Here is a 24,092-nt window from a genome sequence, read left to right on the forward strand (position 1 = left end):
CTCAGGGGTTGGGGCTGCCGGTCAGCAGCAGGTCGTTGCTGCCCGTCCCGGCGGAGGTATCAGGTGTGGGTGTCCGGGTGGCCCGGACGAAGCCGGTGCGGACCCGTCGGGGTGCGGCGGTGGGTGGCGGGGCATCGGTGCGGTAGTGGGCGCCGATGGAGGTGGTGCGGGCCAGCGCGGCTTCGGCGATGAGGCGCCCCACGGTGATCAGGTGGCCCAGTTCGGCCTCCTCCCGTGTCCTTGCTCCCGGGCCCGAGGGCGCGGCGGTCAGTGTAGCCACGGCTTTGGCCAGTCCCTCCCCGGTGCGTTCGACCCCCAGCCGGGCGGTGGCCAACTCCTGGAGCCCTTCGAGGCTCAGCGGTGCCGCCGCGGGATCGGTGGCCCCGTCACTGAGTTCGAACACATAATCGATCGCGGTGGGGGTGCAGGCCTCCCCGGCGTCGTCGGCCCCCAGGGAGGAGGCCGCTCCGAAGCCGTGGACGAGTGCTTCGAGCAGCGAGTTGGAGGCCAGCCGGTTGGCCCCGTGGGTTCCGGTGCAGGCCGCCTCCCCTGCCACCCGCAGTCCGGGCACGGTGGTGCGTCCACACCCGTCGGCATGGACCCCGCCCATCCAGTAGTGCTGGGCCTCGGTGACCGGGACCGGTGCGGCGGCCAGGTCCAGGCCCAGGGCGGCCAGACGGGTGGTGATGGAGGGGAACCGGCGGGCCAGATACCCCTGCCCCTTCGCGTCCTCCACGGCCCGGGCGTCCAGGAACACCTGTCCTCCCGTGGCGTGGACGTGGTGGATGGCCCGGGCCACGACGTCGCGGGGCGCCAGTTCGGCCGCCGGGTGCACCCCGGTCATGAAGCGGTGCCCGTCACCGTCGATCAGTATCGCACCCTCCCCCCGGACGGCTTCGGAGACCATGAACCTGCCGGCACGGACCAGGGTCGGATGGAACTGGACGAATTCGGCATCCACCATCAGGGCTCCGGCCCGCCACGCCAGGGCGGCCCCGTCGCCGGTGGCCCCCGCGGGGTTGGTGGTCCATCCGTACAGCGAGCCGATCCCCCCGGTGGCCAGGAGCACGACGTCGGCCTCGAGCCGGATGGCCTCTGCCCCCTGGAGGTACCGCAGGCCGGTGACCACCCCGGCGTCGTCCACCAGGTCGGTGACGAAGGCGTGTTCGAGGATCTCCAGGCGTCCCTGCCCGGCGAGCCGGCGGCAGAGGTCAATGAGCGCCGAGGCGATCACCTTCCCGGTGGAGTCCCCGCCGGCGTGCAGGATGCGGGCGTGGGTGTGGGCGGCTTCGAGCCCCAGGGCCGGATGCTCCCCGGAGGGTTCGGCGTCGAAGTCGGTGCCCAGTGCCATCAGGGCTTCGATATGCCCCCAGGCGGAGGAGCAGAGAGCCCTCACGGCGGCCGGGTCGTTCAGCCGTGCCCCTGCCGTGAGGGTGTCCTCGATATGGCTGGCCACCTGATCCCCGCGGGATGTCCCCCGGGGTCCGACGGCGGCGATCCCGCCCTGGGCGTACCAGCTGTTCGAATCGGCCAGGGCGTCCTTGGTGAGCAGGGTGACCCGGTGGCCGTGTTCGACGGCGGTGATCGCCGCATAGAGCCCGGCGACCCCCGATCCGACGACCGCCAGTTCCAGCGGCTTCCTCACGGTTTAGCCGCCAGCATCCGTTCCAGGGCCACCCGGGCGTTGGCGGCATCGGTTGCGGGGACGGAGATCTGGTTGACCACGCGTCCGGCGACGAGTTCCTCCAGGACCCAGGCGATGTAGCCCGGGTGGATCCGGTACATCGTCGAGCAGGGGCAGATCACCGGGTCCAGGCAGAAGATGGTGTGCTGCGGGTACTGGTCGGCGAGCCGGTTGACCATGTTGATCTCGGTGCCGATCGCGAAGGTGGTCGGCTCGGTGGCGGCGGCGACGGCCTTCTGGATGAAGTCGGTGGATCCTGCCGAGTCGGCGGCGTCGACGACCTCCATGGGGCATTCGGGGTGGACGATGACGTTCACCCCCGGGTATTCGGCACGCGCCTTGTCGATCTGGCCGGTGTTGAACCTGCGGTGCACCGAGCAGAAGCCGTGCCAGAGCAGGACCTTCGCGTTCTGGAGCGCCTCGGGGGTGTTCCCGCCCAACGGCTTGGCCGGGGACCACAGCGGCATCTGCTCCAGGTCGATGCCCAGCGCCTTGGCGGTGTTGCGGCCCAGGTGCTGGTCGGGGAAGAACAGGACCCGCTGGCCGCGTTCGAACGCCCATTCGAGCACGGTCGTGGCATTGGAGGAGGTGCATACGATCCCCCCGTTGCGTCCCACGAAGGCCTTCAGCGCCGCGGAGGAGTTCATGTAGGTCACCGGGATGACGGGGACCCGCCCCTCGGAGTCGGCTTCGGTGCCGTAGATCTCCTCGAGCTGTTCCCAGCATTCCTCCACGGAGGATTCATCGGCCATATCCGCCATGGAGCAGCCGGCGGCCAGGTTGGGCAGGATGACCTTCTGCGCGTCCTTCGAGAGGATGTCGGCGGTCTCGGCCATGAAGTGGACCCCGCAGAACACGATGTATTCGGCTTCTTCGCGGTTCAGCGCCTGGTTGGCCAGCTGGAAGGAGTCCCCGATGAAGTCCGCGTACTGCACGACCTCGTCGCGCTGGTAGAAGTGTCCGAGCACCACCAGCCGCTCGCCCAGGGTCTCCTGGGCCGCACGGATGCGTTCGTCGAGTTCGGCGTCGTCGGCGGTGCGGTATTTCTCGGGGATGACCCCCTGTTGCGGGGTGTCCTCAGGGGCGACGTCATCCATCGAGGAGCCGGGGCCGTAGGAGGGCAGCCCGGTGTCGAGGTCCCAGGGTGTTTTCACCAGTTCGGAGGTGCAGACCCCCGAGTCCGCGGTGTCCCCGACCGGGGTCAGGGTGAGCTGGGCGATGGTGTTGTTGACACTGGTCATGATCTATCCCGTTGTTCTTCCGTGTTGGTGTTCTCTTGCGGTACCGCGGCGGTGTCCCCCGCGTACCGGTACAGGCGCGGTGGGCGGTGCTTGCCCCCGTGCAGGTATTCGTCGGTGGCCTCGATGCCGGGGGCTCCGCGCAGGTGGCGGCGGAAGTTCGCGGCGTCGAGGCGGCGATCCAAGACGGCCTCGTAGACCTCCTGGACCTGGGCCAGGGTGAAGCGTGGGCCCAGGAAGCGGTGGGCGATGGATCCGTATTCGACCTTGTTCCGCAGCCGCCACAGGGCGTAGCGGACGATCTCGGCGTGGTCGAAGGCCAGGGCCTCGATGACGGCGTCGTCGCGGGCCGGGAACCAGGCCACGTTGGGGTCCTTCAGCAGCCGCTCCCGGTGTGTCGGGGCCCCGCCGGCGTCGGGGGCGGCTTCGGTGCCTTGCTCGTCGTCTTCCCGGACCAGGGCCCAATACACGATCGAGACGACCCGGTGGGCCGGGGACCGGTCCAGCCCGCCGAAGGCGTAGAGCTGTTCGAGGTGGCTGGGGGCCAGACCGGTGGTGGCCCGCAGGTTCGCTGCGGCGGCATCCTGCAACGTCTGCCGGGCCCCCAGCGGACCACCCGGCAGCGCCCATTGACCGCGGTAGGGTTCGCGGGTCCTGCGGATCAGTGGCAGCCAGAGCGTGGGCCTGCCGACCGCCTCGCCGTCGTCGGCCTCGTCCCGCAGGGCGAAGATCACCGTCGAGACAGCCAGTTCCGGGCTCATGGCCTGGCGTTCGGAGACATTGGCGAACTCCATTCCGGCTCCTTCCCGACGCAGTTCCGACTTATTGTCGAAGTGACAATAAGTCAGCATACGTGGGTGGCCGGGCATTTCCAACACCCATGACGCAGGTTTTGAGCTCCGGCCTCCGTCCTCTACCGGCCGGCCACATCGTCGTCGTCGAGCAGGACCTCCTCGATCCGTACGGCGCGGAAGGGAGAGGCGGCCAGCAGCATCATGCCTGCGGCAATGAATCCCGCGGCGACCCACAAGGCAGCACCAACACCCGCCACGGTGGCGATGAACCCGCCCACAGGGGCCCCGAGAACGATCATCCCGCGGTTGGCCGAACGGCGGACCGACGTCATCCGGGCGATCATCGCATCGGGTGTCAGTCCCTGCCAGAAGCCCATCTCCAATGGACTTTCGGCCCCCATGGCCACACCCCAAAGCAGCTGTGCCGCCCCCAGGCACACCAAGAGGGCGACCCGCCCCCCGGAGGCGGGCGACAGTTGCGGCAGTAGCGAGGCGATGAGGGCCAAAGCCACCACGGAGAGGGCCTCGAGACCACGGGCCAGGACGACGACGCGGCCCGTCCCCCACCGTTCTCCACACCGGGCGGAGACGCTGGTACCCACCACTGCTCCGACACCCGCGCAGCTCAGAACCACCCCCAGATCGAGGGGACCCAGCCCGGCAGCCTGCAGGATGAGCACCGGCAGGGCCGTGCCCACTATCGCCGATCCGATGAACCACACATGCGTGCTCCAGGCCAGTGGACCCAAGTAGTGGTGCCCATAGAGCCAACGCACCGATTCGGCCACCCGCGAGCGTAGGCTCGGCCCCTTCCCGCGGTCCTTGGAGACACTGTCATTCCCCGCAGGGCGTCCGGGCAGAGTGGCCACCACGATTCCTGAGAACAGGAAGCTTCCGGCGTCGAGCAGCAGGGCCCAGGGCGCCGTGAGCACGGCGACCAGGCCGCCCGCCACCGCAGCTCCGATGGTCTGGGCCACCGTGCCGCTCTGCTCCAGACGGACGTTGGCCCTGACCAACAACTTCCGCGGCACCAGCTGCGGGATGAAGCATTGGTAGGCGGCATCGCCCACCAGCGACAGAACCCCGAAGCCGAAGACCAACGCAACGACAGCGGGAACGGACAGCCATCCCGACACCCCTCCGAGGCACAGCACCCCCAGCAGGACCGCCCGACCGAGGTCGGCCACCATGAGGGCACTGCGTCGGCTGAAGCGATCCACCCAGATCCCGGCCACGAGCCCGAAGATCAGGTACGGCGCCCACCGGGCGGCACTGACCCACCCCTGGTCCTGCGCGTTTCCACCCAAGGTCACCAGGACCAGGACGGCGAGCGCGACGGAGGTGACGTAGGTGCCGAAGTCCGAGACGGTGGACGCGGCCCAGAATCGGACGAACGGGCCATGCGGGCGCAACCGTCCGGGACTGCGTGGCGCGCTCATGGTGTCGAGGCTACTGCAGCGGCCCCCCGCCGAGGCGGCACCCCGGCCACCACCATCCTGATCCCCGCCCCTGCCTGGGTCATGGGTTCGGTCGTGATGGTGATCGACGGGCCGTCGGCCATCATCACGGTCGCGGTGGACCGGGGTGTCAGCGAGGCGCAACCTGCCATCGCCCTGACGCCGCCCGCTGCCGGGGACATGGGTGCGAGTTCATGTTGGTCTCCGTGGAGACACCGGCCGCGGCGACGCCTGCCCTGCCCCCACGCTAGGGCCCGGCCGGGCGCGGAACCAGCGAGGGGCCCTCTTGCCTTTCGTGGCCGAAACACGTGTTTTCCCCGCACGGATACTCGGATCCCGGCGGCGGGCCGATTAAAAACTCCCCGTCGCAGGGTTGGGTCGTTCAGCCGCCGAACCCGGGCTCGAACTTCCATCCTTCGGCGAAGAAGTGTCGTTCACCCAGGGGATGGTCCGGATGCTTCTCCAGCCATTGCTCCTGCGCGGCGAGCAATTCGGCGGTCGCCTCCCAGGTTTCCCCGGTCGATGGCGGATGCACTCCGGCATCGCGGGCAATGGAACGCAGTTCCTGATCCGTGTACTCGGCCAGCTCCTCGGGCCCGAGGTGCCGATCCCAGAGGAACCGGGCGAGCTTCTTGGCCTTGGTCGCCCGGTTGTTCATCGCCCGCGCCGTGCTGCCGAAGGCATTGGGGTCCTGGCTCATGCCTCTATTCCTCTCACCGTGGACAAGGCCAGCAGCCTACCAAGCGGGGATGGGCGTGTGGGCCATGATCCGAGCCCGGGCTCACCCCCAGAGTGCCGAGTAGCCCCTGATCCAGCCACCGGTGACGCCGAGACCCAACACCACCACCAAAACGGTGAGCACACCGAAAGCCATGATCCAGTCGGCTCGTTCGACCCGGATGGGCTTCCAGACGGTTCTCGGAGCCAACCCCAGGCCGCGGGACTCCATGGATTGGGCCATGCGCTCCCCCCGGCGCAGCGAGACCACCAGCAGGGAGAAGGCAGCGTGGCCGAACTCCCGGATCCCGGGCCGGCGCACCCCCGGGGCCGGTGCGGGGGCCCGCACCGACTGGGCTTGCCGGATGGTCTGCCAGGTGCCGGGCATGTCCTGGAGCATCTGGTACCCGGCCAGGATCGCATGACAGAGCCGTGGGCCCAGCCGGGCCTGCTGATGCAGGCTGTCGGTCAGGGCCACGGCGTCGGTGGAGAAGACGAAACCGATCGACAGCACCCCCAGGACGAAGGTGCGCAACGCCAGGGAGGCACCCAGGGTCACCCCTTCGACGCTGGCCTGCAGGCCCAGGACCGTGAACAGTTCCTCCCCCGGCCGGGTGATGGCGTTGATCATGAGCATCCCGAGGGCGAACCCCAGGAACGGGATATGGGCCAGCAGCAGCATCCGGGGTGAGGGCCGGCCCCAGATCAGCACGGCGGCCAGCGCCAACGGATACAGCAGGGCGGGGGTCAGCGGATCGAAGACGAACAGCAGTGCGAAGGAGACCACGAACAACACGGCGAGCTTCATCGTGGGGTTGCGCCGCCCCAACGGCGTGGCCGTGTTCACCCAGGGCAGGGGGCCCGCGCTCACGACTGCACCTGCATCCCGGGCACCGGGGAGACTTCCCGATCCAGCCCGTCCAGGATGGCCCTGATCGCCTCAGGGCGGTCCTCGACCTCCACCAGCCAGTCCAGCAACGGGGGCAGCACGATCCCGGCCCGGGACAGCACCCCCCGGTCGCCCAGCACCTCGAAGATCGGCCCCTCGGCGATGATTGTGCCCCCGGCGATGACGATCCCCCGATGGGCCAGGGTGGCGACGCTGCGCAGATCATGGCTGGAAAACAGGATCGACTGCCCCTCGGCCGCGGCGTCCCGGAAGGCTGCCATCATCGAGATCGTGGCCTTTCGGTCCAACCCGAAGCCCGGTTCGTCGGCCAGCAGGGTGGCGCGCGAATGGGCGAGCATGGCCGCGACGCTGAGCCGGCGCTTTTCCCCGCCCGAGAGCCGGAAGGGGTTGGCCTCCGCCAGATGGGTCAGCCGGTGTTCGGCCAGCAGGGCCTCGATCCGCTCGTCGGCGGGACGACCATTGATGACCGCGGGCAGGCCATGGCCGATCTCCTCGCGGACCGTGGAGGCCACGAACTGGTGTTCGGGGTTCTGGAACACCATCCCGGGGCGGTCCCCCGTCACCGTGCCGGACAGCGGTGCCAGCAGCCCGGCCAGGGACAGCAGCAGGCTGCTCTTGCCCGTCCCGTTGGCGCCCAGCAGGGCCGTGATCTCCCCGGAATGCAGTTCCAGGTCGATGCCTTCCAGCTGGGCGGTGATGGTTTCCGGGTCGCGCCGGCGTTTCCTGGCCGATGCCGGGGCCCGGGTGACCGAGAGCCCCTGCGCGGATAGGACGACCCCGCCGCGGGCCGGTGCCGGAACCGTGGGCCGGTCCTGCGCCCACCCGAGCAGTCGGTCCCGGATGATCGGGCAGGCCAGCCCTCCCCCGGTGCCGAAGGCCGCCTGCAGTTCGGTGTCCAGCGGTGTCCAGCACCCCGCAGCCACCAACCGTCTGGACCACTGCTCCAGCACGGTCGGCGTGGGGCCGTCCGCCAGCAGGGTTCCTGCGGCATCGAGCACGATGGCCCGGGCAGGGAGCCCCGCGACGCCGTCGGTTCCCGCGTACTCGTCGATGCGGTGTTCCACCAGCACGACGGCGGGGCCGCGCGTTTCCACGGCCCGGTCGATGGCCCGGCGCACCGAGGAGATGCCCTCGGCGTCGAGCATCGAGGTGGGTTCGTCGAGCAACAGCACCGGGGGCTCCGCGACCAGGCTGGCCGCCAGGGCCACCCGTTGGCCTTCACCGCCGGAGAGCTGCCGGGTGGATCTGCCTCGCAGCCCGGTTCCGTTGATGTGTTCCAGCGCCGCGTCGATCAGGGCGTCGATCCGGGGTGGGGCCACCGCATGGTTTTCCAGCGGAAGGGCGATCTCCCGGTCCACATCGGGCATGCACATCGCCGATTCGGGGTCCTGGGCCAGGACGCCCACGGTCCGGGAGAGCTCGGCAACACTGCTGTGGGCGGTGTCCTGGCCGGCCACGAGGACCCGGCCGGTGGTGCGGGCCGCCACCGAATGCGGGATGACCCCGGTCATCAGCGCCAGCAACGTGGATTTCCCGGCCCCCGAGGGGCCCAGGATGATGACCTGCTCCCCGGCGTCCAGGCCCAGCGACACCTCCTGCAGCACCGGTGCCGCCCGCCGGGGGTAGTGCACCGTGGCCTCCTGAAGCGCGATCACCGCCGCGCCCACCGGTTTCATGCTCCCCCGGTGGTGGGCAGATCGCGTCCGATGGCGTAGTTGTCCACCACGCCGGTCTTCGCCAGGGCGTTGACCGTCCGGCGGGCCAGCAGCCCGCCGAGGATGAGACCGGACAGCAGTTGGACGACGAGCCGGATGACGAAGAAGTCCTGCCCGTACCATCCGAAGCGGAAGGCCGAGACGGCGAAGGCCAGCCCGGCCCCGAGCAGCCCCGAGCAGGCGTACACGCCCCAGCTGAAGGACCGGTAGCGGCGCAGGGCGAAGGGCAGTTCGCTGCCCAGACCCTGAATGGCGGCCACGAGGAAGAGCATCGGCCCCGCCGTTGAACCGAGGAAAACGACTTCCACCCCGCCGGCGATGACCTCGGCCAGGATCCCGGCGCCGGGGCGTCTGATGATGGCGACGGCGATCGGGGCGACGATCAGCCACCCGCCGAAGAGTAGATGCGAGGAGAGGTCCCCGAACGGGCCCATCAGCAGGGTCAGCCCGGCCGATGCCTGGACCAGGGCCCAGTAGAGGAACCCGAAGACGACCCCCAGGACCACGATGAGCACCAGGTCCTTGAGGTCGAAGGAAAAGCGTCCCCGCGCCGGTACTGGCGTGGTGGATGGCGGCGTTGTCGAGTGCACTGTCGTGCCCCTTCCGTTGAGTGAACAGGGCACGGGATTCAGAGTTTTGCCTCCCTGCGCTGGCATGACCCAGATCAGGTTCGACGGTCGAAGCTTGATCAGCTTCCTCTCAGCCCGGCTCACCGGACTCCCGTGTTCAGCACAGACTGTACACGGGGACACGAAGTTGTCGAATCGCCACGTCACGTGTGTAGGCTGTGGTGCAGTGACACGGGGTGCCACGATTTCCTGGCTGAGAGAACACCCGTTGAACCTGATCTAGTTCGAACTAGCGAAGGGATGTTGCAGGTGTTTCTCCACCTAGACCCCCATTTTGGAAGGTCCTGCCGGACCGCTGCCCCACTGCCCGGTACCAGCTTGTCCAGGTTGCGTCCGCCCTGGCGTCCGGCGGCTTGTCGAGGACCCGCCCGGCCAGGCGTTTAGCGTCTGCCCACCAGCTGCACCGCAACCAAGAATCCTGCCCGAAGCCTGCTCTCCGCCGTCGGGCAGGACAGCACGTGAACGATGCTGCCCACAGTGCTTGCCGCGCCATTCCTTACTCTCCCCGGGCGACTCCGCCTCCGGGGCCCCCTCGCCATTTCCACCACCCCCTGCCCTCGGCAGCCATGAAAGTGAGACCAGATGAACCTCTCCGACCAGCTTGTCCTCGTCACCGGAGGCGCCCGCGGTTTGGGCCGTCACATCGTGACGGCCTTCGCCGGGCAAGGCGCCCGCGTCATCATCAACTACCGCCAATCCGCCCAGGCCGCTCAGGAGCTCGCCTCCACCCTGGGGCCCGACCGCGCCCTGGCCGTCCAGGCGGATGTCACCGATCCGGCACAGGTCGCCACCATGCTCGAGACCGCCCAGGCCCATTTCGGTTCCCCCGTGACCACCGTGGTGAACAACGCGTTGGCCGATTTCTCCTTCAACGGCGAGGCCCGCTCCTCGGCCGCAGACATTGGGTGGGAGGAGTTCACCACCCAGTTCTCCGGCAGTGTCCGCGGCGCCCTGAACACCTCCCAGGCCGCCCTGCCGGGGATGCGCGAACACGGCTTCGGGCGGATCATCAACATCGGCACCAACCTCTTCCAAAACCCGGTGGTCCCGTACCACGACTACACCGCCTCCAAGGCCGCCCTGTTGGCGCTGACCCGCACACTCGCCGCCGATCTGGGCCAACACGAGGTCTCGGTGAACATGGTCTCCGGCGGCCTGCTGCGGACCACCGATGCCAGCGCCGCCACCCCCGAGGAGGTCTTCGACTTCATCGCCTCCTCCACCCCGTTGCGCAAGGTGACCACCCCCGCCGAATTCGCCGACGCCATCCTGTTCTTCGCCTCCCCCTGGGCCCGTGCGGTCACCGGACAGAACCTGGTGGTCGACGGCGGACTGGTGATGAACTAATAATGAGCGCACACAGCAGCGACACAGCACCACGCCAACTACATTTCAACGCCTTCCTCAACGCCTGCGGGCACCACCAGGCCGCCTGGCGCCACCCGGGCTCAGCGGTCGAACAGCTGGGGGACATCGAGCATTACGAACGGCTGGCCCGGACCGCCGAGACCGGCCTGTTCGACGCGGTGTTCTTCGCCGATGGGCATTCGGCAGGGAATCCGTCAGTGGGTCCACGGTGGTTCTTCGAACCGTTGACGGCCCTGGCCGCCATGGCACGGAACACCAGCCGCATCGGGCTGATCTCCACCGTCTCCACCACCTTCTACACCCCGTACCACGCGGCACGGATGCTCGCGTCGCTGGACCACATCAGCGCCGGGCGCATCGGGTGGAACGTGGTGACCTCGATGTTCGACGCCGAGGCACGCAACCACTCAATGGATGCCATGCCGGCCAGCCCCGAGCGTTATGCCCGGGCGGCCGAGTTCATCGACGTCGCGCTGGGACTATGGGATTCCTGGGCCGACGACGCCGTGTTGGCCGACAGGGAAGGGCTTTTCGCCGATCCCGAGAAAGTCAGACCCATCAACCACGACGGCGAGCATTTCAGCGTCGACGGGCCGCTGAACGTGCCCCGGGGCCCGCAGGGCCGGCCGGTCCTGTTCCAGGCGGGGGCCTCCGAGTCCGGCCGCCAGCTGGCGGCACGCCATGCCGAGGGCATCTATGCGGTGGCCTACGATCTGGCCAGTGGACAGGACTACTACGCGGACCTGAAGCGGCGCATTGCCGCCGAAGGCAGGGACCCGTCCAAGGTCGCGATCATGCCCGGCCTGGTCACCTTCCTGGGGTCCACCGAGGCCGAGGCGCTGGCCGGGCAGGCCGAGGTGGACGCCCTGCTGCCCACCGAACAGTCGCTGGCCCAGCTGGGGATGTTCATCGGGCAGGATTGCCGCGACTGGGACCTCGACGCACCGGTTCCGACCCTGCCACCGGCGAGTGAATTCACCGGCCCGCAGGGCAGGTACGCCACGATCCTGCGCATCGTGGAGGCCGAACGTCCCACGGTGCGGCAACTGCTGGGCCGGTTGGCCGCAGGAGGCGGCCATTGCACGATGGTGGGGACCCCGGAGCAGGTGGCCGACTCCATCGAACGTTGGTTCGTTTCGGGGGCCGCCGATGGCTTCAACCTGATGCCGCCGATGCTGCCTGACTCCCTGGAGGAGTTCGTGGACCGGGTGGTGCCGGTGTTGCAACGTCGGGGGCTCTACCGCACCGAATACTCGACCGACACCCTGCGCGGGCATCTGGGGCTGGAGCGGCCGGTGGCCTAAGCCGCCACCGGCCCCTCAGGGCTCAGCCCCGTTGGGCGGCGGCGCGGGCCAACGGCAGCATGCGTAGGGCGATGGGCGAGTTCAGCACCACCAGCGAGGAACTGCGCAGCACGGTCCGGGTGGCAATGATCGCGTCCAGGACCCGTTGCAGGTCGTCGTTGGACGTGGCCACGATGGTGGCCATCAGGTCGGACTCGCCCGAGACGGTCTGGAGTTCGAGCACCTCGGGGACCTCGGACAGGGCGGCGGCCACACCGTCGTGACCGGCATCCTGGTGGATCACCAGGGAACAGTAGGCGCGCACCGGGTATCCGAGCCCCTCGGCCGAAAGGTGCGGTCCCCAGCCGGTGACCACCTCTTCACGGGTGAGCTTATCCAGCCGCGACTGCACCGTGGCCCGGGCGACCCCCAGGGTCCGGGAGGCCTCCAGGACCGACATCCGTGGGTCCGAGGAGAACTCCTCCAGGATCCTGGCGTCCAATTCGTCGATCTTCACTAACCCCTCCTAGCTATACAATGTGCACAGTTGATCATTCTTAACTATAGACACTCTGCGCAGATTGTTGGTCCAACCATCGGCGTATTGCGCATGAACTTCCGGGTCATTACGGTCGGAGCAAGTCCACCGAACCACACCCCCAGGGAGTCGAACATGACCGATGCACCCCGGCTCGAGCCGCACGCCGACGAGCTCGGCACCGATGAACTACTGAAGCTGTATTCCCTCATGGTGCGCACGCGGCAGCTCGATGTCGCCGCCATCGCCTGGCAGCGACAGGGCATCCTGCCCGGTTACGCCCCGGAACTGGGCCAGGAAGCAGCCCAGGTGGGCAGCGCCTACGCGCTGGACTTCGCCCGCGACTTCGCCTTCCCCACCTACCGCGAAATGGGCGTCGCCCTGGCCGCCGGGGTCGACATGGTCGAGTACATGTCCACCCATAAGGCCTCCTGGCATGGTGGCCTGTGGAACCCCGCCGAAACCCATGTGGCACCCATCCAGGCCGTCGTCGCCGGTTCGGTGCTGCACGCCGTGGGCTGGGCCCACGGACAGACCGTCGATGGCACCGGCAACGTCGCGCTCACCTACTTCGGTGATGGCGCCAGTTCGCAGGGCGACGTCCACGAGGCCATGAACTTCGCCTCGGTCTACAAGGCCCCGGTGGTCTTCTTCACGCAGAACAACGGCTGGGCCATCTCGGTTCCCACCGAACGCCAGGTCGCCGGCGGCTCCGTTGCCGCGCGCGGGGCCGGCTACGCGATCCCCTCGATCCAGGTCGACGGCAACGACGTCGTCGCCGTGGTCCGCGCCGTACGTGCCGCCGTCGAACACGGCAGGGCAGGCAACGGTCCGGCCATGGTGGAGGCCATGACCTACCGCCGCGGACCGCACTCCACCTCCGATGACCCGGGCCGTTACCGCAGCCTGGACGATGAACGTCGTGACGGCGGCGAGGACCCGCTGAACCGCCTCGAAGCGACCCTGCGTGAAGCAGGCGCCCTCGATGACGCGACGGTAGCCGACATCAGCGAGCAGGCCGGCGAATTCGTCGAGCAGGTCCGCCTCGGAGTCGACGCTCTCGACGCCCGCCCGGGCACGGAGATGTTCGACTTCGTCTTCCAGGAACCCACCGAAGCACTAGCAGCCCAGGCCGCGAACTGGCGAGAGGAATCCGAACATGTCTAACCCGGCCACCGCAACCGTGCAGGAGCGTCCGATGGAGAACACCGTCGTCGAAATGTCCATGCAAAAGGCCCTGAACCGCGGCCTGGACGAACTATTGACCGAAGACCCGCGCTCGATGATCTTCGGCGAGGACGTCGGCGGCCTCGGCGGCGTCTTCCGCATCACCGACGGGCTGCAGGCCAAACACGGCAGCACCCGCGTCTATGACACCCCGCTGGCCGAATCCGGCATCCTGGGCATGTCCATCGGGCTGGCCATGGCCGGCTGGCATCCGATCCCCGAAGTACAGTTCGACGGTTTCGCCTACCCGGCGATCAACCAGATCGTCTGCCAGCTGGGCCGGATGAACTACCGTTCCCGCGGGACGTTGCCGATGCCGGTGACCCTGCGCGTGCCCTCCTTCGGCGGCATCCGCGCCCCCGAAATGCATACCGAGTCCCTCGAGTCGCTCTTCGCCCACGTCCCCGGGCTCAAGGTCGTCTCCCCCTCGACCCCGCACCAGGCGTACCACCTGCTGAAGAAGTCGGTCCTCATGCCCGATCCGGTCATGTTCATGGAGCCGAAGTCCCGCTACTGGCAGAAGGGCGAGGTCGACACCGAGAACCCCGGGGACCTGGAGGGCTCGGTCATCGCCCGCGAAGGCCGCCATCTGACCCTCATTGCCTGGGGCGCCATGGTCGCCCGCTGCCTGCAGGTCGCCGAACTGGCCGAAGAGGACGGGATCAGCATCGAGGTGTTGGACCTGCGCTGGCTCAAGCCCATCGACGCCGCCGGTCTGGCCGCCTCGGTCTCCAAGACCAAACGCGCCGTCGTCGTCCATGAGGGCCCGCGGACCGCGGGGCTGGGCGCCGAAGTCGCCCAGCTGGTCTCCGAGTCCTGCTTCGGGGTGCTCAAGGCACCCGTTGAGCGGGTGACCGGTTTCGACGTACCGTATCCCTCAGGTGACCTGGAGGACGAGTACATCCCCAACATCGACCGCATCCTGTTCGGCATTCAACGAGTATTGGAGTACCGCCGTGGCTGAAATTTCCTTCCCGCTGCCCGATCTGGGTGAAGGCCTCATCGACGCGACCGTGCTCGAATGGCTGGTGGCCGTCGGCGACCAGGTCGAGCGCAACCAGCCGCTCGTCGAGGTCGAAACGACCAAGAGCTCGCTGGAGCTGCCGTCCCCGCAGGCCGGCAAGGTGCTGCGCATCCACGGCGAGCCCGGCGACACGATCAACGTCGGCGAGGACCTGATCGTCTTCGAGGTCCCCGACGACACCGCAGGCATCGTGGGCACCGTACCCAAGGAAGCCGCCCCGAAGCGCCGGGTGCGTCTGAGCGCCAACCTGGACGAGGACTGATCGTGGCCCCGGTCGAAAACACCGGCGCGGACCGGCCGGCCACCGCACATCATGAGGCGGAACACCGGGTGGAGGGCACCGAGAATTCCCTGGCCGTGCGGATCTTCTCCGCCGGGGACGACTCGGCCTCCCGCCCGGTCCTGCTCATCCACGGATTCGCCTCCTCCACCGAACTGAACTGGGTCGCCACCGGGTGGATCACCGCCCTGAACGACGCCGGTCGCAAGGTCATTGCCGTGGATCTGCCGGGTCACGGGCTCAGCCCCGCCCCGGATGACCTCGATGCCTACACCCCCAGCCGGATCCGTGCGGAGCTCCTGCAGATCCTGCAGGACCAGCACGTCAGGCCGTTGGCCGACGGGGATCCAGCCTCGGGGGTGGACGTGTTGGGCTACTCGCTGGGCTCACGTCTGGCCTGGGAGTTCGCCGGGACCCAGGACCAACTGGTGCGCCGGGTGGTGCTCGGCGGGCCGGCCAGCAACGACCCGTTGGCGACCTTCGACCTCGACGCGGCCCGGGAGCACCTCGCCGGCGGTTCCGAGATCGGGGACCCCACGACGGCGGAGCTGGTGCGCATGGCCCAGCTGGTGCCCACGAACAACATGTTCTCGATGCTGTCCCTGATCGAGGCCATCAAATCCGAGCCCTTCGACCCCGCGGAGGCCGTGCCCTCGATGCCGGTGTTGCTGGTGGCCGGCGAACGCGACGAACTGGCGGCGACCTTGCCGACGCTCGTTCAGCTGGCCCAGGAGCACCAGGGTCCCGGGGCCGAGGTCCAGGAGCTGATCCTGCCGGTGCGCACCCACGCCAATGCGGTGACCTCGCGTGCGTATAAGCAGGCGGCCGTGGAGTTCATCAACGGCTAACGCCCCACCCCTGAAGGACAGCAAGGCCGCCCGGCTACCGGGCGGCCTTGCGCCGTCTCCAACAGGTTCATTCCACACCCCTGATCCCCTTGACGTGATGTGGTCCACAGGGCATGATAGATCGTATACGATTTCGTACATCACAGGAGGAACCGTGGCGTTGGAGCAGAATCCCGAAGTAGACACCGGCGAGCAGGGCGCAGTTCGGACCGTACCGGTCGACGAGTCCATGATCGACGCCGTCGGGAAGGTGCTGGCCGTCCATCTGAGCTACGCCTCGCGGGCCGCCCAGCGCGGGCGCACCCCGGAGCATCCCTCCTACTTCATGAAGGCCGCCTCCTCGCTGTCGGTCTCCGGAACACCCGTCGAACGGCCCGCGGGCACCGAGGCCCTGGCCTTCGAAGGCGAGATCGCCCTGGTCATCGGCACCACGGCCCGCCGGGTCTCCCCCGATCAGGCCTGGGCCCACGTCGGCGGGGTCACCGCCTCCAACGACCTGGGCGTCTACGACATGAAGTACGCCGATAAGGGCTCCAACGTCCGCTCCAAATCGGGCGACGGCTTCACCCCCATGGGCCCGGCCATGCTGCCGGCCGCCTCCATCGACCCGGCGAAGCTGCGGATCCGCACCTGGGTCAACCAGGAGCTGGTCCAGGACGACACGACCGCCGGGCTGATCTTCGACTTCGCCCGCATCGTCGCCGACCTCTCCCAGCTGATGACCCTGGAACCCGGGGACGTCATCCTCACCGGCACCCCCGCCGGCTCCTCGGTCATCGTCCCCGGGGACACCGTCGAGGTCGAGGTCGACGACCCGGCCTCGGGGCTGAGCACCGGCCGGCTGATCACCCCGGTCACCCAGGGCACGGCGGCAATGGGCAGCTTCGGGAACCAGCCCCGGCTCTCCGAAACGGATCTGATCGACGCCTACGGCTCCCGCGAGGCCGCCTCCGCGGCCGGCGCCCTCTCCCCCGCCGCCGGTTCCGCCGTCGTCCTCACCGAGGATCTGAAGGCGAAGCTGAACGCGGTGGCCACCGCGACGATCTCGGCCACCTTGCGCAAGCACGGACTGAACAACGTCTCGATCGACGGCCTGCACCCGACCAAGACCGGACGCAAGGTCATCGGCACCGCCCGGACCCTGCGCTTCGTCCCCAACCGCGAGGACCTCTTCAAGTCCCACGGCGGCGGTTTCAACGCCCAGAAGCGGGCGATCGATTCGGTGAACGAAGGCGAGATCCTCGTCATGGAGGCCCGCGGCGAAACCGGCTCGGGCACCCTGGGCGACATCCTGGGATTGCGCGCCCAGGTTCGTGGGGCGGCGGCCATCATCACCGACGGCGGCGTCCGCGACCTCACCGCGGTCTCCGAACTGGAGATCCCCGCCTACTACAGCGGTTCGCACCCCGCGGTGCTCGGCCGCAAGCACGTCCCATGGGACACCGACCTCACCATCGCCTGCGGCGGCACCACCGTGCAGCCCGGTGACATCATCGTCGCCGACGACGACGGCATCCTGGTCATCCCCCCGGCACTGGCCGAGCAGGTCGCCGAGGAGGCGATGGAGCAGGAACGCAAGGACGAGTTCACCTTCGAACAGGTCCGCCAGGGCCACCAGGTCGAAGGCCTGTTCCCGATGAACGCCGAATGGAAGAGCACCTACGACGCCTGGCTCGCCTCCGGTGCCTCAACCGTCGGCGTCGACCCGAAGTAGGGGCCCCGTGATCGCCACGAGTAAATCGGAGCAGGCCTACACCCTGCTCAGCGACCGGATCGCCTCCGGTGTCCTGGTGCCGGGCTACCGCCTGGTCCTGGGGACCATCGCCGCGGAACTGGGCTGCAGCGTGGTCCCGGTCCGCGAGGCGATCCGCAAACTCGAGGCCGAGGGCCTGGTCCGTTTCGAACGCAACGTCGGGGCCACCGTCGCCTCCCTGGACACCGACCTGTATCTGCACACCATGCAGACCCTGTCGGTGATCGAGGGGGCGGCCACCGCCCTGGCCGCCCCGCTGCTGAGCAGCCAGGACCTGGCCCGGGCCCGGCAGATCAATGAGTCCCTGCGCCGGACACTCACGGATTTCGATCCGCGCCGCTTCACCGAACTGAACAACCAGTTCCATGCGGTGCTGTACGAGAACTGCCCCAATCCGCACATCCTGGATCTGGTCCACCGCGGCTGGGCCCGTCTGGGCGCCATGCGCTCGACGTCGTTCGGCCATATCCCGGGCCGGGCCCGTCATTCGGTGGCCGAACATGACGCCCTGCTCGATCTGCTCGCCACCGGAGCCCCGGCCGAGCAGATCGAAAAGGCGGCCCGCGCCCACCGCACCAACACCCTCAACGCCTATCTCGAAGCCGCCGGCCAACCGCCGTCGACCCTCTGAACCACCCGTCCACGGAAGGAACACAGCATGAGCAAGCATTTCGTCCCCGAGAACCTGCCGAAGCACCTGCAGCACTACATCGGCGGCCGCTTCGTCGATTCCGCCGGCGGAGAGACCTTCGAAGTCCTCGACCCCGTCACCAACACCACCTATGCCACCGCCGCTTCCGGCCAGCAGGCCGACATCGATGCCGCCGTCGACGCCGCCCGCGAGGCCTTCAACCACGGCCCCTGGCCGACCATGAAGCCCCGGGCCCGCGCCAAGGTCCTGTACGCGATCGCCGACGCCGTTGTCGCCCAGGAGGACCGTCTGGCCGAGATGGAGACCTTCGATACCGGTCTGCCGATCACCCAGGCCCGCGGCCAGGCCCAACGTGCCGCCGAGAACTTCAGGTTCTTCGCGGACCTGATCGTCGCCCAGCACGACAACGCGCTGAAGGTCCCCGGATCGCAGCTGAACTACGTGAACCGCAAGCCGATCGGCGTCGCCGGGCTCATCACCCCGTGGAACACCCCGTTCATGCTCGAATCCTGGAAGCTGGCCCCCGCAATCGCCTCGGGCTGCACCGTGGTGCTGAAGCCGGCGGAGTTCACTCCCCTCTCGGCCTCGCTCTGGGCGAAGATCTTCGAGGAGGCCGGTCTGCCCGAAGGCGTCTTCAACCTGGTCAACGGCTTCGGCGAATCGGCCGGCGACGCCCTGGTGAAGCACCCCCAGGTCCCGCTGATCTCCTTCACCGGCGAATCCACCACCGGCCAGACGATCTTCCGCAACTGCGCCGAATCGCTCAAGGGCATGTCGATGGAACTCGGTGGCAAGTCCCCCGCCATCGTCTTCGACGACGCCGATTTCGACGCGGCCATCGACTCGACCGTCTTCGGGGTCTTCTCGCTCAACGGCGAGCGCTGCACCGCCGGCTCGCGGATCCTGGTCCAGCGCGGCATCTACGACAAGTTCGTCGAGGCCTACGCCGCCCGGGCGAAGAACATCGTGGTGGGCGACCCCCACGACCCCGCCACCGAGGTCGGGGCCCTGGTGCACCCCGAGCACTACGACAAGGTCATGTCCTACGTCGAGATCGGCAAAACCGAAGGCCGGCTCGTCGCCGGCGGCGGCCGCCCCGAGCAGCTGCCCGCAGGCCAGGAGAACGGCTCCTACGTCGCCCCGACGGTCTTCGTGGACGTGGCCCCCGACGCCCGGATCTTCCAGGAGGAGATCTTCGGACCCGTGGTGGCGATCACCCCCTTCGACACCGAGGAGGAGGCCCTGGAACTGGCGAACAACACCAAATACGGGCTCGCCGCCTATGTGTGGACCAACGACCTCAAGCGCAGCCACAACTTCGCCCAGGCGGTCGAGGCCGGCATGGTGTGGCTGAACAGCCACAACGTCCGTGACCTGCGTTCGCCCTTCGGCGGGGTGAAGTCCTCGGGCCTGGGCCATGAGGGCGGCTACCGTTCGATCGATTTCTACACGGACCAGCAGGCCGTGCACATCACGCTCGGCGAGGTCCACACGCCCAAGTTCGGCGCCTGAAAGACAGCAATGACGCTGCCGGGCATCCCACACCCTAAGGAATCATCATGAGCACCAAAACCGTCACCTCTTCGCTTCCGGCCCCCGATATCGTGCGCTGTGCGTACATGGAGATCGTGGTCACCGATCTGGCCAGGTCCCGCCAGTTCTATGTGGACCTGCTGGGGCTGCACGTCACCTACGAGGACGAGCACGCCATCTACCTGCGCTCCTTCGAGGAGTTCATCCACCACAACCTGGTGCTGACCCTGGGCCCGGTGGCCGCGGTGGCCGCCTTCGCCTACCGGGTGAGGTCCCCGGAGGAGGTCGACGCTGCGGAAGCCTACTTCAAGGAACTGGGCTGCCGTACCGAACGCCGCAAGGACGGGTTCGTCCGGGGGATCGGTGACTCGGTCCGGGTGGAGGACCCGTTGGGTTTCCCCTACGAGTTCTTCTACGCCGTCGAGCACGTCGAACGCCTGCACCAGCGCTACGATCTCTACTCCGCCGGCGAGCTGGTCCGTCTGGACCACTTCAACCAGGTCACCCCCGATGTCCCGCGGGGCCGCGAATACCTCGAAGGTCTGGGTTTCCGCGTCTCGGAGGACATCCAGGACTCCGACGGGGTCACCTACGCGGCCTGGATGCACCGCAAGCAGACCGTGCATGACACGGCCCTGACCGGTGGTGACGGGCCGCGGATGCACCACGTCGCCTTCGCCACCCACGAGAAGCACAACATCATCCAGATCTGCGACAAGATGGGCGCCCTGCGCATCTCCGACCGGATCGAGCGCGGCCCCGGCCGCCATGGGGTGTCCAATGCCTTCTACCTGTACATCCTGGATCCGGATGACCACCGGATCGAGATCTACACGCAGGACTACTACACCGGCGATCCGGACAACCCCACGATCACCTGGGATGTGCATGACAACCAGCGTCGTGACTGGTGGGGCAACGCGGTGGTCCCCTCCTGGTACACCGAAGCCTCCCTGGTCCTGGATCTGGACGGGAACCCGCAGCCGGTCACCGTCCGCGAGGACAAGTCCGAGATGGCGGTGACCGTCGGGGCCGACGGCTTCTCCTACACCCGTTCTCCCGGGGACGGAAAGACCGACGAGCCCGGCGAGGACGTCGGGTTCAAGATGGGCCACCAGCTCTAGGAGCGACCGGTCCCGCGCCGCTTTTCGTCCGCCACGGCCACGGCCAGGGTCACCAGCACGACGAGGCCGATCACCGAGAAGGCCACGGTGAAGGCGGTGGTCCAATCAGTCAGCGCCAGGATCGCGAAGAACACGACGGTGACCAGTGCCAGGCCCACGGCCGTTCCGATGCGCTGGCCGGTCTGCAGCACTCCCCCGGCACTGCCGGCATATTCCTGCGGAACCTCCGCCAGGGTCAGCGCCTGGTTGGGGGAAATGATCGAGCCCTGCCCCAGCCCCACGAAGCACATGGAGCCCAGCAGCCACCAGATGCTCAGGATGCCGGCGGCTTCGAGTTGGACGACCAGTACCGTGAGCAGCAGCCCCACGAACGCACTGATGATTCCGCCGATGACGATCTTCCGGCCGAAGTCCATGACCCGTTTTCCGGCCCAGTTCGAACTCACCGCCGCCAACAGGGCGGCGGGGAGCCCCAGCAGGCCGGTCTGCAGGGCGCTGAGCCCCAATCCGTCCTGGACATAGAGCGCGATCAGCACCCAGACGCTCGTGACGCCCAAAAAATACAGTCCGGCGATGATGGTCCCCAGGGTGAAGCTGCGGGTCCTGAAGAGTTCCAGATCGACCATCGGGCTGCCGCCGCGTTGCTTATAGGAGCGTTCCCATATGATCCACAGTCCCAGCAGAAGCATTCCGACCGGCAACAGCAGCCAAGCCCAGGCCGAACCCTCCGATTCGACGAAGGGCAACAGCAGGGCCAGCACGCTGAACCCCAACAACAGGGCCCCCACCGGGTCCAGATCGAATTTCTGCATCGGCTGCGGGCTGGTGGGTTCCCTCGTGGCTTCCGCGGCCACGGCACGACGGATGAACAGGGGCCGGGGGAACCACAGCAGCGCCAGGACGACGGCGACGATCCCCACCGGGACGTTGACCAGGAAGGTCCAGCGCCAGCCGGTTTCGGCACCGAAGGTCTCGATGATCAGCCCGCCCATCAGCGGTCCGAAGGCCACCGAGACCCCGACGACGCTGCCCAGCGCCCCGAAGGCGCGTCCGCGTTCACGGCCCCGGAAGTATTGCTGGATCATCCCCACGACCTGGGGGTTCAACAGACCGGAGCCGACGCCTTGGACGAAGCGGGCGATGTTCAGGCTCGTCGGGTCCGGGGCCAGCCCGGCAGCGACCGCCGAGAGCGTGAAGACGGTGACCCCGGCCAGGAACAACGGTCCCCGCCCCAGGATGTCCCCGGTGCGTCCGGCGGCGACCAGGACGATGCCGAAGGTCAAGGCGTAGCCGGACAGCACCCATTGCAGATCCGATTGCGAGGCGTCCAGACCGGATTGGATGGAGGGCAGCGCCACATTGACGATGCTCACGCCCACCAACGACATGAACATCGTGACCAATAGGACGATCAGGATGCGCCACCGGCGTGGATCCGGGACATAGGGGGTCGCGTCGGGGGTGGCGGGGGAAGGGGTCACTGAACCATTCAAGCATTGACCGGCCGCAGACGTCGCCCCTTGCGGTGACCGACCTGCCTGTGGGGCCGGCCCGGAGGCGGATGGCAGCCAACCCTCTGCCGACATGCGGCGACGTCGACCCGCGCCGGCATCGTATCCCGGGATTGTCACCATGGTCCCGTGATGTCTAATAATTGCAGCGGGAAGAGTAATTCCCTAGACTCACCGTGTTGATTCAATCGATGGCAACGGCGACGAGGACGTGATGCGGTCTTGCTGTACTCACGTCGGGTCCGCGACGACACCCAGGAGATGGTGACCGTGAAACACATGAAATTCCTGGTAGGTACCTTATCGATCGGTGCCGTGCTCTTCGGCACCTCGGCCTGCATCCTCGAACCCGACCCCTCACCCTCGAGCTCGGGCGCGGCCCAGTCGGACTCCTCGTCCGCAACCTCCTCCGAAACTGCAGAACCAGCTCCCCCGCCCGAGGCCGCAGAGCTGTATCCGGCCCTGGAACGGACCCCGGACGAGAACGATGAGCTGCCGGTCGAAGCCGACCTGGGAGACATCACGCCGGATAGTGTCCGGTTGTTGGGGTGGTCTTCCTACGCCGCGCAATTCATCGCCACCGACGAGGACGACGACCTGTGCTTCATTGCCTGGGCGACCCCGGGCGACGGGGATGGCACCCCGGTGGACTATGGAACCCCCGGCATCCAATGCCGTCCGGTCCAGGAGGTCCAGGACCAGGGGCTGGCGGTGCGCGTGGACCAGGAGAAGGATTCCGATGGTCTCGTGGCCCACCTGCTCCCGCCGGACATGGAAATGAAGCAGGTCAAGAAGGTCATTCTGGCCATTCCCGGAAACCACGAGGATCTGCGGCCGCCGGTGGAGATCATGGATAATTTCGATCACTCAATCACCCTCGCCATGGGTACCGAGACCGCCGACGATCTGGGGCCCATCGACATCCCGCGCCCGGACGGGTCGACCCTGACCCTGGAACCGACCCCGGAGATGACGAACTAGTTGTACTCGGGGCCGGCGGCGCTTTCAACGCCACGCCCGAGACTGGTCACCCCGTAACTTCCGGGCGATAATGGGGCATGGGACCATTTCGATCAGATTCCCGTCCCTTTTCGGACCGGGACTACGCAGGCCGGCATCTGGCAAGCCATCTCACCGCCTACCGGGACCAACCCGATTCAGTCGTCGTACTGGGCCTGGCCCGGGGAGGCGTACCGATCGCCGCCGCCGTCGCCCGGGCCCTCGACGCCCCCTTCGACGCGCTGGTCGTACGCAAGCTCGGCGTTCCCGACCAGGAGGAACTCGCCTTCGGGGCCCTGGCCGCCCACGGACCGGATCAAGCCGAAGTGCTGATGGACGAGGTCCTGGCGACGCTTCCACCGGAACGACGTCGCAAGGCCGCCCTGGATGAGGTCCGTGAGCGCGAATCCAGGGAACTACGACGCCGCCAGCTTTCCTATCTGCGCCGGCGCGGCATCGACGTCGGAGAGCAGAACGTGATCCTCTGCGATGACGGCCTGGCCACCGGGGCGTCGATGCTCGCGGCCATCAAGGTCATCCGCCAAGGCCACCCCGACCGCGTGATCGTCGCCTCCCCCGTGGGGCCACCGCGGGTGTGTGCGGAACTGGCGGCGATGGCCGATGAACTGGTGTGCCCGTTGCAACCGGAGGAATTCGGTGCGGTCGGTGAGTTCTACGCCAACTTCGCCCAGGTCAGCGACGAGGACGTGCTGCGCCTGCTGGGCGGCTAGTTCAGCACCTCGCAACCACTGACGGCCGCCCCACCCCCCGGACTGGATCCGGGCGGTGGGGCGGCCGTCGTCGTGCC

The 24,092-nt window shown here is 68.0% G+C and carries 23 protein-coding genes and 2 riboswitches; of the genes, 12 read left to right on the top strand and 11 right to left on the bottom strand.

The window, feature by feature from the left end:
• Position 1: 1 nt before the first annotated feature.
• The 9 genes from ACT3S6_RS02040 to ACT3S6_RS02080 all read right to left on the bottom strand — a co-directional run bounded on the left by ACT3S6_RS02040 (position 2) and on the right by ACT3S6_RS02080 (position 9,105).
• Positions 2-1,645: an L-aspartate oxidase gene (locus ACT3S6_RS02040; RefSeq protein WP_444553500.1), complete on the bottom strand. Its 1,644-nt coding sequence runs from the start codon at positions 1,643-1,645 to the stop codon at positions 2-4.
• Positions 1,642-2,925 carry a quinolinate synthase NadA gene (gene nadA / locus ACT3S6_RS02045; RefSeq protein WP_444553501.1) on the bottom strand — a complete coding sequence of 428 codons (1,284 nt, stop codon included), beginning with the start codon at positions 2,923-2,925 and terminating at the stop codon, positions 1,642-1,644. Before nadA ends, ACT3S6_RS02040 begins: the two co-directional genes overlap by 4 nt.
• Positions 2,922-3,716 (bottom strand): NUDIX hydrolase, encoded by a 795-nt coding sequence (locus ACT3S6_RS02050; protein ID WP_444553502.1) that lies wholly within the window; start codon positions 3,714-3,716, stop codon positions 2,922-2,924. Before ACT3S6_RS02050 ends, nadA begins: the two co-directional genes overlap by 4 nt.
• A 119-nt stretch (positions 3,717-3,835) precedes the next feature.
• Positions 3,836-5,155, bottom strand: a complete 1,320-nt coding sequence (locus ACT3S6_RS02055) for an MFS transporter (protein ID WP_444553503.1) — start codon at positions 5,153-5,155, stop codon at positions 3,836-3,838.
• The gene (locus tag ACT3S6_RS02060; RefSeq protein WP_444553504.1) at positions 5,152-5,355 is read right to left on the bottom strand and encodes a hypothetical protein; all 204 of its coding nucleotides are present in this window, start codon (positions 5,353-5,355) and stop codon (positions 5,152-5,154) included. Before ACT3S6_RS02060 ends, ACT3S6_RS02055 begins: the two co-directional genes overlap by 4 nt.
• A gap of 200 nt (positions 5,356-5,555) precedes the next feature.
• Positions 5,556-5,873 carry a hypothetical protein gene (locus ACT3S6_RS02065; RefSeq protein ID WP_444553505.1) on the bottom strand — a complete coding sequence of 106 codons (318 nt, stop codon included), beginning with the start codon at positions 5,871-5,873 and terminating at the stop codon, positions 5,556-5,558.
• Positions 5,874-5,954: 81 nt separating this feature from the next.
• Positions 5,955-6,761: an energy-coupling factor transporter transmembrane component T family protein gene (locus ACT3S6_RS02070; protein WP_444553506.1), complete on the bottom strand. Its 807-nt coding sequence runs from the start codon at positions 6,759-6,761 to the stop codon at positions 5,955-5,957.
• On the bottom strand, positions 6,758-8,476 hold the full coding sequence (locus ACT3S6_RS02075) for an ABC transporter ATP-binding protein (protein ID WP_444553507.1): 1,719 nt from the start codon (positions 8,474-8,476) through the stop codon (positions 6,758-6,760). The genes ACT3S6_RS02070 and ACT3S6_RS02075 overlap by 4 nt, the downstream gene beginning before the upstream one ends.
• The gene (locus ACT3S6_RS02080) at positions 8,473-9,105 is read right to left on the bottom strand and encodes an ECF transporter S component (protein WP_444553508.1); all 633 of its coding nucleotides are present in this window, start codon (positions 9,103-9,105) and stop codon (positions 8,473-8,475) included. Before ACT3S6_RS02080 ends, ACT3S6_RS02075 begins: the two co-directional genes overlap by 4 nt.
• 34 nt (positions 9,106-9,139) lie before the next feature.
• Positions 9,140-9,249: riboswitch (TPP riboswitch) on the bottom strand.
• A gap of 57 nt (positions 9,250-9,306) precedes the next feature.
• Positions 9,307-9,402, top strand: a riboswitch (TPP riboswitch).
• A gap of 324 nt (positions 9,403-9,726) precedes the next feature.
• Between ACT3S6_RS02080 and ACT3S6_RS02085 the strand changes: the two genes are divergently transcribed.
• Together ACT3S6_RS02085 and ACT3S6_RS02090 are read left to right on the top strand one after the other, a co-directional pair.
• A complete protein-coding gene (locus ACT3S6_RS02085) occupies positions 9,727-10,491 on the top strand; it encodes a 3-oxoacyl-ACP reductase (RefSeq protein WP_444553509.1) in 765 nt (254 codons plus the stop codon).
• 2 nt (positions 10,492-10,493) lie between these two features.
• Entirely contained in the window at positions 10,494-11,816 is a 1,323-nt protein-coding gene (locus ACT3S6_RS02090) for an LLM class flavin-dependent oxidoreductase (RefSeq protein WP_444553510.1), read from the top strand.
• Positions 11,817-11,838: 22 nt separating this feature from the next.
• On the opposite strand, the gene ACT3S6_RS02095 is transcribed toward ACT3S6_RS02090, so the two are convergent.
• The gene (locus tag ACT3S6_RS02095) at positions 11,839-12,312 is read right to left on the bottom strand and encodes an Lrp/AsnC family transcriptional regulator (RefSeq protein ID WP_444553511.1); all 474 of its coding nucleotides are present in this window, start codon (positions 12,310-12,312) and stop codon (positions 11,839-11,841) included.
• A gap of 156 nt (positions 12,313-12,468) precedes the next feature.
• Between ACT3S6_RS02095 and ACT3S6_RS02100 the strand changes: the two genes are divergently transcribed.
• The 8 genes from ACT3S6_RS02100 (at position 12,469) to hpaD (ending at position 20,774) form a co-directional block, all read left to right on the top strand.
• Complete coding sequence (locus ACT3S6_RS02100; protein WP_444553512.1) at positions 12,469-13,500, top strand: thiamine pyrophosphate-dependent enzyme; 1,032 nt, start codon at positions 12,469-12,471, stop codon at positions 13,498-13,500.
• The gene (locus tag ACT3S6_RS02105; protein WP_444553513.1) at positions 13,493-14,524 is read left to right on the top strand and encodes an alpha-ketoacid dehydrogenase subunit beta; all 1,032 of its coding nucleotides are present in this window, start codon (positions 13,493-13,495) and stop codon (positions 14,522-14,524) included. The genes ACT3S6_RS02100 and ACT3S6_RS02105 overlap by 8 nt, the downstream gene beginning before the upstream one ends.
• The gene (locus tag ACT3S6_RS02110) at positions 14,517-14,846 is read left to right on the top strand and encodes a biotin/lipoyl-containing protein (protein WP_444553514.1); all 330 of its coding nucleotides are present in this window, start codon (positions 14,517-14,519) and stop codon (positions 14,844-14,846) included. Before ACT3S6_RS02105 ends, ACT3S6_RS02110 begins: the two co-directional genes overlap by 8 nt.
• A 2-nt stretch (positions 14,847-14,848) precedes the next feature.
• Complete coding sequence (locus tag ACT3S6_RS02115) at positions 14,849-15,712, top strand: alpha/beta fold hydrolase (RefSeq protein WP_444553515.1); 864 nt, start codon at positions 14,849-14,851, stop codon at positions 15,710-15,712.
• Positions 15,713-15,872: 160 nt separating this feature from the next.
• A complete protein-coding gene (locus tag ACT3S6_RS02120) occupies positions 15,873-17,426 on the top strand; it encodes a fumarylacetoacetate hydrolase family protein (protein WP_444553606.1) in 1,554 nt (517 codons plus the stop codon).
• Between the two features lie 10 nt (positions 17,427-17,436).
• The gene (locus ACT3S6_RS02125) at positions 17,437-18,096 is read left to right on the top strand and encodes a GntR family transcriptional regulator (protein ID WP_444553607.1); all 660 of its coding nucleotides are present in this window, start codon (positions 17,437-17,439) and stop codon (positions 18,094-18,096) included.
• Positions 18,097-18,123: 27 nt separating this feature from the next.
• Positions 18,124-19,629 (top strand): 5-carboxymethyl-2-hydroxymuconate semialdehyde dehydrogenase, encoded by a 1,506-nt coding sequence (gene hpaE / locus ACT3S6_RS02130; RefSeq protein ID WP_444553516.1) that lies wholly within the window; start codon positions 18,124-18,126, stop codon positions 19,627-19,629.
• A 47-nt stretch (positions 19,630-19,676) separates the two neighbouring features.
• Positions 19,677-20,774 (top strand): 3,4-dihydroxyphenylacetate 2,3-dioxygenase, encoded by a 1,098-nt coding sequence (hpaD, locus tag ACT3S6_RS02135; RefSeq protein ID WP_444553517.1) that lies wholly within the window; start codon positions 19,677-19,679, stop codon positions 20,772-20,774.
• Here the strand turns inward: hpaD and ACT3S6_RS02140 are convergent.
• Positions 20,771-22,168, bottom strand: a complete 1,398-nt coding sequence (locus ACT3S6_RS02140; protein WP_444553608.1) for an MFS transporter — start codon at positions 22,166-22,168, stop codon at positions 20,771-20,773. The two genes, hpaD and ACT3S6_RS02140, sit on opposite strands and share 4 nt — an antisense overlap.
• A 339-nt stretch (positions 22,169-22,507) precedes the next feature.
• Here ACT3S6_RS02140 and ACT3S6_RS02145 point away from each other — a divergent pair, with 339 nt between their 5' ends.
• Positions 22,508-23,266: a hypothetical protein gene (locus tag ACT3S6_RS02145; RefSeq protein WP_444553518.1), complete on the top strand. Its 759-nt coding sequence runs from the start codon at positions 22,508-22,510 to the stop codon at positions 23,264-23,266.
• Between the two features lie 77 nt (positions 23,267-23,343).
• Positions 23,344-24,015: a phosphoribosyltransferase gene (locus tag ACT3S6_RS02150; RefSeq protein WP_444553519.1), complete on the top strand. Its 672-nt coding sequence runs from the start codon at positions 23,344-23,346 to the stop codon at positions 24,013-24,015.
• The last annotated feature ends 77 nt before the right edge of the window (positions 24,016-24,092 follow it).

It is taken from the genome of Arthrobacter sp. AOP36-C1-22, from assembly GCF_052377515.1.
GTDB lineage: Bacteria > Actinomycetota > Actinomycetes > Actinomycetales > Micrococcaceae > Arthrobacter_H.

Excerpts from the sequence above, each read along its gene's own strand:
- hpaE (WP_444553516.1), top strand. The coding sequence starts at position 18,124 with ATGAGCAAGCATTTCGTCCCCGAGAACCTGCCGAAGCACCTGCAGCAC.
- ACT3S6_RS02075 (WP_444553507.1), bottom strand. The coding sequence starts at position 8,476 with ATGAAACCGGTGGGCGCGGCGGTGATCGCGCTTCAGGAGGCCACGGTG.
- ACT3S6_RS02150 (WP_444553519.1), top strand. The coding sequence starts at position 23,344 with ATGGGACCATTTCGATCAGATTCCCGTCCCTTTTCGGACCGGGACTAC.
- hpaD (WP_444553517.1), top strand. The coding sequence starts at position 19,677 with ATGAGCACCAAAACCGTCACCTCTTCGCTTCCGGCCCCCGATATCGTG.
- ACT3S6_RS02050 (WP_444553502.1), bottom strand. The coding sequence starts at position 3,716 with ATGGAGTTCGCCAATGTCTCCGAACGCCAGGCCATGAGCCCGGAACTG.
- ACT3S6_RS02055 (WP_444553503.1), bottom strand. The coding sequence starts at position 5,155 with ATGAGCGCGCCACGCAGTCCCGGACGGTTGCGCCCGCATGGCCCGTTC.
- ACT3S6_RS02100 (WP_444553512.1), top strand. The coding sequence starts at position 12,469 with ATGACCGATGCACCCCGGCTCGAGCCGCACGCCGACGAGCTCGGCACC.
- ACT3S6_RS02060 (WP_444553504.1), bottom strand. The coding sequence starts at position 5,355 with ATGTCCCCGGCAGCGGGCGGCGTCAGGGCGATGGCAGGTTGCGCCTCG.
- nadA (WP_444553501.1), bottom strand. The coding sequence starts at position 2,925 with ATGACCAGTGTCAACAACACCATCGCCCAGCTCACCCTGACCCCGGTC.
- ACT3S6_RS02105 (WP_444553513.1), top strand. The coding sequence starts at position 13,493 with ATGTCTAACCCGGCCACCGCAACCGTGCAGGAGCGTCCGATGGAGAAC.
- ACT3S6_RS02090 (WP_444553510.1), top strand. The coding sequence starts at position 10,494 with ATGAGCGCACACAGCAGCGACACAGCACCACGCCAACTACATTTCAAC.
- ACT3S6_RS02085 (WP_444553509.1), top strand. The coding sequence starts at position 9,727 with ATGAACCTCTCCGACCAGCTTGTCCTCGTCACCGGAGGCGCCCGCGGT.
- ACT3S6_RS02140 (WP_444553608.1), bottom strand. The coding sequence starts at position 22,168 with ATGTTCATGTCGTTGGTGGGCGTGAGCATCGTCAATGTGGCGCTGCCC.
- ACT3S6_RS02065 (WP_444553505.1), bottom strand. The coding sequence starts at position 5,873 with ATGAGCCAGGACCCCAATGCCTTCGGCAGCACGGCGCGGGCGATGAAC.